This is a genomic window from Curtobacterium sp. MCBD17_023, assembly GCF_003224415.1.
Taxonomy (GTDB): Bacteria; Actinomycetota; Actinomycetes; order Actinomycetales; family Microbacteriaceae; genus Curtobacterium.
On the sequence record NZ_QKLJ01000017.1, the window covers coordinates 45,151 to 56,943 of the forward strand.

9 protein-coding genes are annotated in these 11,793 nt (G+C 71.6%); all 9 read right to left on the bottom strand.

Annotation, left to right across the window (positions count from 1 at the left end; genetic code table 11):
• Positions 1-25: 25 nt before the first annotated feature.
• Entirely contained in the window at positions 26-4,543 is a 4,518-nt protein-coding gene (gene gltB / locus DEI84_RS13935; RefSeq protein ID WP_110891295.1) for a glutamate synthase large subunit, read from the bottom strand.
• 304 nt (positions 4,544-4,847) lie between these two features.
• Entirely contained in the window at positions 4,848-5,837 is a 990-nt protein-coding gene (gene lgt / locus DEI84_RS13940; protein ID WP_110891289.1) for a prolipoprotein diacylglyceryl transferase, read from the bottom strand.
• Positions 5,838-5,933: 96 nt separating this feature from the next.
• On the bottom strand, positions 5,934-6,728 hold the full coding sequence (gene trpA / locus DEI84_RS13945; protein ID WP_110891290.1) for a tryptophan synthase subunit alpha: 795 nt from the start codon (positions 6,726-6,728) through the stop codon (positions 5,934-5,936).
• The gene (gene trpB / locus DEI84_RS13950; RefSeq protein ID WP_110825217.1) at positions 6,725-7,939 is read right to left on the bottom strand and encodes a tryptophan synthase subunit beta; all 1,215 of its coding nucleotides are present in this window, start codon (positions 7,937-7,939) and stop codon (positions 6,725-6,727) included. The genes trpA and trpB overlap by 4 nt, the downstream gene beginning before the upstream one ends.
• Positions 7,940-7,982: 43 nt before the next feature.
• Entirely contained in the window at positions 7,983-8,780 is a 798-nt protein-coding gene (trpC, locus tag DEI84_RS13955) for an indole-3-glycerol phosphate synthase TrpC (RefSeq protein WP_110891291.1), read from the bottom strand.
• Between the two features lie 4 nt (positions 8,781-8,784).
• Positions 8,785-9,024, bottom strand: coding sequence for a DUF6704 family protein (locus tag DEI84_RS13960; protein ID WP_110825049.1), 240 nt, complete (start codon positions 9,022-9,024; stop codon positions 8,785-8,787).
• A complete protein-coding gene (locus DEI84_RS13965; RefSeq protein WP_110891292.1) occupies positions 9,011-9,805 on the bottom strand; it encodes a Trp biosynthesis-associated membrane protein in 795 nt (264 codons plus the stop codon). Before DEI84_RS13965 ends, DEI84_RS13960 begins: the two co-directional genes overlap by 14 nt.
• The gene (locus tag DEI84_RS13970; RefSeq protein WP_110891293.1) at positions 9,802-11,334 is read right to left on the bottom strand and encodes an anthranilate synthase component I; all 1,533 of its coding nucleotides are present in this window, start codon (positions 11,332-11,334) and stop codon (positions 9,802-9,804) included. Before DEI84_RS13970 ends, DEI84_RS13965 begins: the two co-directional genes overlap by 4 nt.
• Positions 11,331-11,759, bottom strand: a complete 429-nt coding sequence (gene hisI / locus DEI84_RS13975) for a phosphoribosyl-AMP cyclohydrolase (RefSeq protein ID WP_110891294.1) — start codon at positions 11,757-11,759, stop codon at positions 11,331-11,333. Before hisI ends, DEI84_RS13970 begins: the two co-directional genes overlap by 4 nt.
• Positions 11,760-11,793 lie beyond the last annotated feature (34 nt).

An 11,793-nucleotide genomic window follows, 5' to 3' on the forward strand; every position in this document is an offset into this window, starting at 1 on the left:
GGAGTGGAGGCGGGTGCGCGCGTGGTCAGCCACCGGTGACCTCCAGGATGCGGTTCCAGACGACGGTGCCGTCCGGGTCGAGGCCCTCGTCGACGGCCTGCTGACGCGTCTGGAGCACCGCCGCGTAGTCACGCGGGAGCACCTTGACGAACTCGGACAGGTCGCCCGAGTCGAGCAGCCCGGCGGCGATCGTCGAGCCGGTCTCGTCGGCGTGCCGGCGGAGCAGGTCGGTGACGATCGCGACGTCGGCGCTGTCGAGCGGTTCCAGGCGGAGCTCACCGGACGCGAGCGCATCGGTGTTGACGAGCTCGCGACGGAGTCCGCGGACGTAGGCCGTGCCTCCCGACATGCCCGCGCCGAGGTTCCGGCCGGTCTCGCCCAGGATGAGCGCGAGCCCGCCGGTCATGTACTCGAGTGCGTGGTCGCCCACGCCCTCGACGACCGCGGTGGCACCGGAGTTGCGGACCAGGAAGCGCTCCCCCACGATGCCGCGGATGAAAATGCTGCCCTGGGTCGCGCCGTAGCCGATGACGTTGCCGGCGATGACGTTCTCCGACGGGTCGAAGCCCGCGTCCGCCGCCGGGCGGACGACGATCTCGCCACCGGACAGCCCCTTGCCGACGTAGTCGTTGCTGTCGCCCACGAGCCGCAGGGTGATGCCGGCCGGCAGGAACGCGCCGAGCGACTGACCCGCGGAACCGCGGAGGGTGATGTCGATCGAACCGGTCGGCAGGCCGTTCTCCCCGTGCCGGAGCGTCACCTCGTGGCCGAGCATCGTCCCGACCGCGCGTTCCGTGTTGCGGATCGGCAGGTCGAGCGTCAGCGTGCCGCCGTGCTCGAGCACGTCGGACGCCTCGGCGATGAGCCGGTTGTCGAAGTGCTGCTCGAGCTCGTGGTCCTGCGCGCGGCGCCGGGTGCGCGGCTCGTCCGCCCCGAAGTCCGGCCCCTTGAGGACCGGTTCGAGGTCGAGCCCGGACGCCTTCCAGTGCGCGACCGCACGGTCCACGTCGAGCACGTCGGCGCGTCCGATGGCCTCGTCGAGGCTGCGGAACCCGAGCTCGGCGAGCAGTTCGCGCACCTCTTGCGCGATGAACTCGAAGAAGTTCACGACGAACTCGGGCTTGCCCGAGAACCGCGCCCGGAGCTCCGGGTTCTGGGTGGCGACGCCCACCGGGCAGGTGTCGAGGTGGCAGACGCGCATCATGATGCAACCCTCGACGATGAGCGGCGCCGTCGCGAAGCCGTACTCCTCGGCACCGAGCAGGGCCGCCACGAGCACGTCGCGCCCGGTCTTCATCTGGCCGTCGACCTGCACCGTGACACGGTCGCGCATGCCGTTGAGCATGAGCGTCTGCTGGGTCTCGGCCAGACCGATCTCCCACGGGGTGCCCGCGTGCTTGAGCGAGTTGAGCGGGCTCGCGCCGGTGCCGCCGTCGTGACCCGAGACGAGCACGACGTCGGCCAGTGCCTTCGTCACGCCCGCTGCGACCGCGCCGATGCCGGACTGGCTGACGAGCTTGACGTGCACGCGGGCCGAGGGGTTGGCGCGCTTGACGTCGAAGATCAGCTGCTTGAGGTCCTCGATCGAGTAGATGTCGTGGTGCGGCGGCGGCGAGATGAGGCCGACGCCCGCCGTGGCGTGCCGCGTCCGGGCCACCCACGGGTAGACCTTCTGCGGGGGCAGCTGCCCGCCCTCGCCGGGCTTCGCGCCCTGCGCCATCTTGAGCTGGATGTCGGTGGCGTGGGTCAGGTACATGCTCGTCACGCCGAACCGGCCGGACGCGACCTGCTTGATGGCGCTGCGCCGCTCGGGGTCGAGCAGACGCTCGACGTCCTCGCCGCCCTCGCCCGTGTTCGAGCGACCGCCGAGGCGGTTCATGGCGATCGCGAGCGTCTCGTGTGCCTCCTGCGAGATCGACCCGTACGACATCGCGCCGGTGTTGAACCGCTTGACGATCTCCGCGATCGGCTCGACCTCGTCGAGCGGTACGGGCTTGCGCGTGCCGTGCGAGAACCCGAACAGGCCGCGCAGCGTCATGAGCTGCTCGGACTGGTCGTCGACGGCCTTCGAGTACTCGCGGAACACGTCGTACCGGCGGGCCCGCGTGGCGTGCTGCAGCCGGAAGACGGTGTCCGGGTTGAAGAGGTGCGGCGGGCCCTCACGGCGCCACTGGTACTCGCCGCCGGTCTGCAGGCGCTCGTGCGAGAGCACGGCGCCGTCCTGCGGGTACGCCTGGGCGTGTCGCTCGGCGTTCTCCGCCGCGATCACGTCGACGTCGACTCCACCGAGGATCGACGACGTGCCGGTGAAGTACCGGTCGACGACCTCCTGGCTCAGACCGACCGCCTCGAACGCCTGGGCGCCGGCGTAGCTCGACACCGTCGAGATGCCCATCTTCGACATGATCTTCAGGACGCCCTTGCCGAGCGCCTTGATCACGTTCTTGACGGCCTGCTCCGGCGTGAGCCCGGTGATCATGCCCGAGCGCACGAGGTTCTCGCACGTCTCCATCGCCAGGTACGGGTTGATCGCGGACGCGCCGTAGCCGATGAGCGTCGCGACGTGGTGCACCTCGCGGACGTCGCCGGCCTCGACGATCAGACCGACCTTCATGCGCTGCTCGGTGCGGATGAGGTGGTGGTGCACGGCGGCGAGCAGCAGCAGGCTCGGGATCGGCGCGTACTCGGCGTTGCCGTCACGGTCCGACAGGACGATGAACTGCTTGCCGGACTCGATCGCCGCGTCGACCTCGTCGCACACGGCGGTGATCCGCTGCTCCATGGCCGTCTCGCCGGCGTCCACGCGGTAGAGCCCGCGGACCGTCACGGTGAGGTGCCGCCCGGACGCCGTCTCGAAGTGCTGGATCTTCGCGAGCTCGTCGTTGTCGATCACCGGGAAGTCGAGCACGATCTGCTTCGCGTGCTCGGGCCCGGCGGTGAGCAGGTTGCGCTCCGGCCCGAGGCCGAGCCCCATCGAGGTGATGACCTGCTCGCGGATCGAGTCGAGCGGCGGGTTCGTCACCTGGGCGAACTGCTGCGTGAAGTAGTCGAACAGCAGTCGCGGACGCTGCGACAGGACCGCGATCGGGGTGTCGGAGCCCATCGCGCCGAGCGGCTCGGCCCCGGTCTGCGCCATCGGGCGGAGCAGGATCCGGACCTCTTCCTCGGTGTACCCGAAGGCGCGCTGCCGCCGGGTGACCGAGGCCGGGGTGTGCACGATGTGCTCGCGCTCGGGCAGGTCGGCCAGGTTGATGCGACCGGACTCGAGCCACTCGGACCAGGGTCCGGACGCGGCGAGCTCGCGCTTGACCTCGTCGTCCTCGATGATCCGGCCGTTCTCGGTGTCGACGAGGAACATCCGGCCCGGGCGCAGACGGCCCTTGCGGACCACCTTCGACGCGGGCACGTCGATGACACCCGTCTCGCTGCCCATCACGATGAGCCCGTCGTCGGTCACCAGGAAGCGTCCGGGACGCAGGCCGTTGCGGTCGAGCGTGGCGCCGACGAGCGTGCCGTCGGTGAACGTGATCGCGGCGGGGCCGTCCCACGGCTCCATGAGCATCGAGTGGTACTCGTAGAAGGCGCGGAGCTCGGGGTCCATGTCGACCTGGTTCTCCCAGGCCTCCGGCACCATCATGGACATCGCGTGCGGGAGGGACCGACCGGTCAGGGTGAGGAGTTCGAGCACCTCGTCGAACGAGGCGGAGTCGCTCGCACCCGGGCTCACGATCGGCAGCAGCGGTGCCATGTCGCCGAGGAGCTCGCTCTCGAGCTGCGACTGGCGGGCCCGCATCCAGTTCCGGTTGCCGCGCACGGTGTTGATCTCACCGTTGTGGGCGAGGGAGCGGAACGGCTGCGCGAGCGGCCACGACGGGAAGGTGTTCGTCGAGTAGCGCGAGTGCACGATCGCCAGACGCGACGCGAAGCGCTCGTCGCTGAGGTCGGGGTAGAACGGCTCGAGCTGGAGCGTCGTGACCATGCCCTTGTAGACCATGGTGCGGCTCGACAGCGACATGAAGTAGAGCTCGCTGTCCTGCTCCGCACGCTTCCGGAGGCGGAACGCCTGGCGGTCGAGCTCGATGCCGGAACGCGGCGCGCCGTGCTCGTCCGTGTGCGTGGACACGACGAAGACCTGCTCGAAGGCGGGCATCGCCGCACGCGCCAGGGTGCCGAGGACCTCGGGCCGGACCGGCACCTCACGCCAGCCGAGCACGCGGAGCCCCTCGTCCGCCGCGAGTGCCTCGACGGTCGCCTTGACGGTGGCGCGGGCGTCGGCGTCGAGCGGCAGGTAGGCGGTGCCGACCGCGTACTGGCCGGCGTCCGGCAGGGCGAACGGCGCGACCTCGCGGAAGAACGCGTCCGGGACCTGACAGAGGATGCCCGCGCCGTCACCGGTGCCGGCGTCCGACCCGACGGCACCGCGGTGCTCGAGGTTGCGGAGCGCGCCGAGCGCGGCGTCGACGATGTCGTGGCCGGGCGTCCCGCGGAGCGTCGCGACCATCGCGAGACCACAGGCGTCCTTCTCGTTCGCCGGGTCGTACATCCCGGCGGCGTCGGGGACCGCCGAGAAGCGTCGGTGCGGCGAGCGGAGCCCGGTCCGGGACGACGAGTCCGTCGCGCCGTTCGGGACTGCAGAGGGCTGAGATGGCAGGAGCGCCATGGGGAACCGTCCTCACGAGGAAGTGGAACAGGGACAGCGGTGGCCCGGTGGTGCGTTCCGCCCGAGCGGGCGGGACTGGTGCCCGTGCTCGCCGCCAGGAGGTGTCCGGGCGGCGTGCGAGGAGTGGGGCCCGCTTGTGGCGGACCGCGATCGCGGTGTGGTGCTGGGTTCGGGAGAGGTCGGGACCTCAGTGTCGGTCGGCTGCGCTGGCGACCGGCTCCGGATCGGCGACACCGGTCGTGGTGTCGTGCTCCGAGTAGGTGTCGTCCGAGTCTACATCGGACTTCGAGCGCGGCTCGCGACCCGGCAGGTACGGGCTCGGCTCCTTGCCGAGGTGACGACGGGACTGCACCCAGAAGACCAGCAGGCCCAGCAGGATCGCGGCGAAGGACATCCAGACGTTGGTCCGGACCCCGCCGAAGGTCTCGCTCGTGTCCACGCGGATCGACTCGAGGACGGAGCGGCCGACGCCGTACCAGATGAGGTACAGGGCCATCACACGACCCCACTGCAGGCGGAACTTCCGATCGAGGAGCAGGATGACCACGGCACCGACGACGTTCCAGATGATCTCGTACAGGAAGGTCGGGTGGAACAGGACGCCCTCGGGCAGGCCTGCCGGGTACGCCGGGTTGGTCGCCTCGATCTGCAGGCCCCACGGCAGGCTCGTCGGCATGCCGAACAGCTCGTGGTTGAAGTAGTTGCCGAGACGGCCGGCGGCCTGGGCGAGCAGGACGCCGGGCGCGGCGGCGTCGATGAACGCCGAGAACCGCAGGCCGGTCTGCCGGCAGCCGATCCAGGCGCCGAGCGACCCGAGGATCAGCGCGCCGAAGATCGCGAGTCCGCCCTCCCACACGTAGAACACCGAGAGCGGGTCGATCCCGGGACCGAAGTAGTCGTCGACGTGCGTGAGCACGTGGAACAGGCGGCCCCCGATGATGCCCGCCGGCACCGCCCAGATGGCGATGTCGATGATGATCCAGCGCTCGGCACCGCGCACGTTCAGCCGGGAGTTCGTGAGCAGCACCGCGATGACGATCCCGACGAGGATGCAGATCGCGTACGCGTGGATCCGGAAGTCCAGCGGCATCGAGATGCCGAACGTGCTCTGCAGCCAGGCGGTCAGGTCGAAGTACTGCCACGCCGTGCTCGGGCTCGGGATGCTCAGGAGGGACATGTGGGTGCTGTCGCCTTTCACGGGGCTGGTGGTCGCCGGTCCTGGTGGTGCCGGGGGCCGGTCGGCCCCGATCACTGTAGCGCGGGTCGACCCGGCTCAGCGCCGCGCGGAACCCGACGACAGGTCGGCGGCACGCTCCGCGACGCCGGAGACGCCGAGGTCCGCCAGTGCCCGGACGAACGCGGAGCCGATGATCGCTCCGTCCGCGTACTCGAGCACCTCGGCGACCTGGTCGGCGGTCGAGATCCCGAGGCCGACGCACGTGCGCTCGACACCCGCGTCGCGGAGCCGCGAGACGACGGTGCGGGCCGCGCTGTCGACGCCGGAGCGGGCACCGGTGACGCCCATCGTCGAGACGGCGTAGACGAAGCCGCGGCTCCGGTCCACGGCCTGCTTCATCCGGGCGTCCGTGGAGGACGGGGCCGCGAGGAACACCCGGTCGAGCCCGGTGCGCTCCGAGGCGTCGATCCACTGCCGGCCCTCGTCCGGGATCAGGTCCGGCGTGATGAGTCCGGCCGCCCCGGCCGCGACGAGGTCGTCCGCGAAGCGGTCCACGCCGTACCGCAGCACGGGGTTCCAGTACGTCATCACGAGGACGGGGGTGTCGACGCGCTCGGTGATCGCGTGCACCGCGTCGAAGACCTGCGCGACCTTGAAGCCGTTCGCCAGGCTCTCCTCCGCGGCGCGCTGGATGACCGGGCCGTCCATCACGGGGTCGGAGTACGGCAGCCCGAGCTCGATGACGTCGACGCCGTTCTCGGCGAGGGCCACGGCGGCGTCGATGCTCGTCTGCAGGTCCGGGTAGCCCGCCGGGAGGTACCCGACGACGGCACCGGCCCGCTCGTCGTTCGCGCGGTCGATGGTCGCGGCGACGGTCTTGTTCGTGCTCACGACTGCACCGCCGTCTCGTCGAGGATGCCGAAGTACCGACTGGCGGAGGCCACGTCCTTGTCGCCGCGGCCGGACAGGTTCACGAGGACGACGCCGTCGGGTCCGAGCTCCTTGCCGAGCTTGATCGCCCCGGCCAGGGCGTGGGAGGACTCGATCGCGGGGATGATGCCCTCGGTCCGGCTCAGCAGGCGGAAGGCCTCCATCGCCTCGGTGTCCGTGATCGGCTCGTACGTCGCCCGACCGATCGAGGCCAGGTAGGCGTGCTCCGGTCCGACGCTCGGGTAGTCGAGCCCGGCCGAGATGCTGTGGCTCTCGATCGTCTGCCCGTCCTCGTCCTGCATCAGGTAGGACTTCGCACCCTGCAGGACGCCCTCGCGACCGAGGGTGATGCTCGCGGCGTGCCGACCCGTCTCCACCCCGTCGCCCCCGGCCTCGAAGCCGTACAGCCGGACGGACTCGTCGTCGAGGAAGGCCTCGAAGATGCCCATGGCGTTCGACCCACCGCCGACGCAGGCAGCGACGACGTCCGGCAGGCGCCCGACGCGGTCGAGGACCTGCTGACGCGCCTCTTCGCCGATGACCTTGTGGAACTGTCGCACCATCTCCGGGAACGGGTGCGGGCCGGCGACGGTCCCGAGCAGGTAGTGCGTCGAGTCGACGTTCGCGACCCAGTCCCGCAGGGCCTCGTTGATGGCGTCCTTCAGCGTGCGCGAGCCGGTCTCCACCGGGATGACCTGCGCGCCGAGGAGCCGCATGCGGGCCACGTTGAGCGCCTGTCGCTCGGTGTCGACGGCGCCCATGTACACGACGCAGTCCATGCCGAAGAGGGCCGCCGCCGTCGCGGTCGCGACGCCGTGCTGTCCCGCTCCGGTCTCCGCGATCAGGCGGGTCTTGCCGAGTCGGCGCGCGACGAGCGCCTGCCCGAGGACGTTGTTGATCTTGTGCGAGCCGGTGTGGTTGAGGTCCTCGCGCTTCAGGACCACCCGGGCACCACCGGCGTGCTTCGCGAACCGCGGCACCTCGGTGATGATCGACGGCCGCCCGGTGTACTCGCGGTGGAGCGTGTCGAGCTCGTCCCGGAAGGACTGGTCGGCCCAGGCCTCCCGGAATGCGGCTTCGAGCTCGTCGAGCGCCAGGACGAGCGACTCGGGGACGAACCGCCCGCCGAAGTCGCCGAAGTACGGGCCTTGCAGGTCACGGAGTGAGGTCACGGTGGTGCTCCCGGGAGTGCCCGGCACGGGGCCGGACGGGTTGTCAGCCGTCGATGAACGACGCGAGCGTGGCGGCGGGGTCGGCGCCGGTGACGAGCGCCTCCCCGACGAGGACGACGTCCGCCCCGGCGGACCGGTAGTGGGCGACGTCGGCGGGGGTCTTCACGGCGGACTCGGCGACGCGCACGACCCCGTCTGGGATGCGGTCGGCGAGCGAGCCGAACAGGTCACGGTCGAGCGAGAAGTCGGTGAGGTCGCGGGCGTTGACACCCAGGATGCGAGCACCGGCGTCGAGCCCACGGGAGACCTCGTCCGCCGAGTGCGCCTCGACCAGGACCCGCATGCCGAGCTCCTCGGCGAGGCCGTGCAGCTCGACCAGGGCGGGCTGCTCGAGCGCGGCGACGATCAGCAGGACGAGGTCGGCCCCCGCCGCACGCGCTTCCAGCACCTGGTACGGGTCGGCGATGAAGTCCTTGCGGAGCACCGGCACCGACACCCGGGCCTTGACCGCCTCGAGGTCGGCGAGCGACCCGAGGAACCTGCGCCCTTCGGTCAGGACGCTGATCGCCGAGGCTCCGCCGCGCTCGTAGTCGGCGGCGAGCGACGCGGGGTCCTCGATGGGCGCCATCGACCCGCGGGACGGGCTGGCCCGCTTGACCTCGGCGAGGACCTTGACGCGGTCCCCCGGCGCGAGGAACGTGAGGGCGTCGAGCGGGGACGCGACCCGGTCGAGGTCACGCTCGACGTCCGCGTACGGCCGGTCCAGGCGACGGGCCGCGGCGTCCTCGAGCGCGCCGGCGACGAGGGTCAGGAGGAGGTTCTCGGAGGGCGCGGCAGGCACGCGCTCACTCGCCGTGGTGCTTGGGGACGAACTTCGGGCCGTTCACGCCGTAGCCGGCCTTGCCCATGACCGCGCCGACGACGAGACCGATGACCACGACGGCGGCGGATGCCCACACGCCCCAGGCCATGTCGAACCAGAAGAAGAGCGTCCCGGCGGCGAAGCCGATCAGCATGATGACGACGGCCGTCCAGGCCGCCGGCGAGTGGCCTTCGCCGAGTTCTGCGGGCTCAGTGTTGCTCACGGTGCTCCTCGTTGTCGCTGGCGCCGCCGGTCGGGCGACGCTCCGACGATCCTACCGCGTCCGTGGTCCGGACCCGCCCGTCGGCAGTGTCCCCCGCGGTCGGGTCGAGACCCGCGCTCAGGTCGTCCCAGTCGACGACGGCGTCGCGGACGACGGGCGCCCGGGACCCGGTCCGGGAGGCGCCGGTCCCGTCTGACGTGCCGGCGCCGTCCGACGTGCCGGTGCCGTCCGACGCATGGGAGCCGGAGACGTCCGCTGCCGACGCCGACCCGGGCGTGGCGGCGTCGCCGTACTTCCGGCTCGGACCGGGCCAGGACCGCTGCAGGACGAGCACGGCGACGCCGAGGAGTGCTGCGAGCACGCCGCCGGTGATCCCCACCACGGGCCAGATGCTGACGTCGACGCGTGTGACGACCTGCCGGACGGCGCCGATGTCGCTCACGCCGGCGACGGACCCCACGGCGCTGCGTGCGGCGGCCACCGGGTCGGACAGTGCGGAGATCCCGGTGACCACGACGGCCACGCCGAGCAGGACCTGGACGACCGCGAGCACGACCCGGACGACACGACCGGCGATCGTCAACGCGAGGAACAGCGCGAGGCTCGCGATCGCGACCGCGGTGTACTGCGGCACGACCGTCGCGCCGTCGGCGGCCACGGTCTTCACGACCGCCGCGGAGTGGTCGAGGTGCACGGTGAACCAGGTCTGCGTCCACGCGAGCATCACGAGGCCCGCGACCGCGAGCCCGACGACGACCACGAGCGGTCGGGAGCGCTTCACCGGAGCACCCCGGTCATCCGGTTCGCGGTCGCGACGGCACGCAGCGGCGCCGCGGCCTTGTTGACCGACTCGAGGTGCTCGCTCGTCGGGTCGGAGTCGGCGACGAGCCCGGCCCCGGCCTGCACCCGGGCGACGCCGTCCTGGATCAGGGCGGTGCGGATCGCGATCGCGACGTCGGCGTCCCCGGCGAAGTCGAAGTAGCCGACGACGCCCGCGTAGGCACCGCGCGCCGCCGGTTCGAGCTCGTCGATGATCTGCAGTGCCCGCGGCTTTGGTGCCCCGGAGAGCGTGCCGGCCGGGAAGGTCGCGCGGAACACGTCGATCGCGGACGCCCCGGGCCGGACGGCCCCCTCGACGCTCGACACGAGGTGCATGACGTGGCTGAAGCGTTCGACCGTCATGAACTCGGTCACCGCGACCGTGCCCGGCTCGCACACCTTCTGCAGGTCGTTGCGGGCCAGGTCGACGAGCATGAGGTGCTCGGCCCGTTCCTTCGGGTCCTGCAGCAGTTCCTCACCCAGGCGGACGTCCTCCTCCGTGGTGGCACCGCGGGGTCGGGAGCCGGCGATCGGGTGCGTCATGGCCCGGCCGTCCTGGACCTTCACGAGCGCCTCCGGCGACGCGCCGACGATCCAGAAGGGCTCGCCGTCGGTGCCCGCCAGGGACAGGAAGTACATGTACGGGCTCGGGTTGAGCGTCCGCAGCACGCGGTAGACGTCCAGCGGGTCGGCCGTCACGTCGTGGTCGAACCGCTGCGAGATGACCACCTGGAAGACGTCGCCGTCGCGGATGTACCGCTTCGACCGCTCGATCGCCGCCGCGTACTCCTCCCGGGTGGACCGGGAGCGTGCGGTCGGTTCGGCGATGTCGAACGCCTCGGCGACGGTGGCGACGCTCGGCTGCACGAGGTCGGCCTGCATCCGGTCGAGTCGGGTCTGGGCGTCGGACCACAGCGTGTCGGCGTCGTCCGTGCCGTCGTGCAGGGCGCTCGCGACGAGCAGCACGAGCCCGGTGCGGTGGTCGAGCGCGGCCAGCTCGGCGACGAAGGACAGCGCCTGGCCGGGCACGTCGAAGTCCGCCGGCGGGGCGTCGGGCAGGTGCTCGAGCTGGCGGACGGCCTCCCACCCGATGAACCCCACCGTGCCGCCGACGAGCGGCGGGGTCCCGGGCACGCGGGGGGTGGCCCACCGCTCGTGCAGGCGGGCGAGGACCTCCAGCGGAGCGCCGTCGAGGGACCCGACGGCACGTTCCGCCGACAGGCCGGTGTCGATCCAGGCCGCCCGGTCACCCTCCTGCGTCAGGACGCCGAAGCTCCGCACGCCGACGAAGGACCAGCGCGACCACAGCCCACCCTGTCCGGCGGACTCGAGCAGGAACGACCCGGGGCGACCGTCGGCGAGCTTCCGGTAGACACCGACGGGCGTCTCGCTGTCGGCGAAGAGCGCACGGACGACGGGGACGACGCGGTGCCCCTCGGCGACCAGCCGGTCGAAGTCTGCACGGCTGGTGGTGCGGGGTGCGTCGCTCACCGGTCGGACCCGGCCGCGGGCTCGGCGGCGTCGCCGGGGCCGGTCGGCGCGTCGGCCGGTGCGGACGCCGTCACCGGGTCGAGCGGGTCGACGTCGAAGCAGCTGTGCGCACCGGTGTGGCAGGCGGCCCCCACCTGGTGCACCGTCACGAGCAGGGTGTCGTCGTCGCAGTCGAGGGCCGCACCGCGGACGTACTGGGCGTGCCCGGACGTGTCGCCCTTGCGCCAGTACTCGCGCCGGGACCGCGACCAGAAGGTCACCCGACCCTCGGTCAGGGTGCGGCGGAGGGCCTCCCGGTCCATGTAGCCGAGCATGAGGACGTCCTTCGACGATTCCTCCTGCACGATGGCGGGGAGCAGTCCGTCCGCACCGAAGCGCGCGCGGTCGAGGACCGCTCCGGTGCTGGTGCTGGTGCTGTCGGTCATGAGACCACCAGCCTACGGCCCGGCGCGGTCGGCG

What these genes read in the sequence shown, in the direction of transcription:
- gltB (WP_110891295.1), bottom strand. Translation starts at nt 4,543, where the DNA reads ATGTACGACCCGGCGAACGAGAAGGACGCCTGTGGTCTCGCGATGGTC.
- lgt (WP_110891289.1), bottom strand. Translation starts at nt 5,837, where the DNA reads ATGTCCCTCCTGAGCATCCCGAGCCCGAGCACGGCGTGGCAGTACTTC.
- hisI (WP_110891294.1), bottom strand. Translation starts at nt 11,759, where the DNA reads ATGACCGACAGCACCAGCACCAGCACCGGAGCGGTCCTCGACCGCGCG.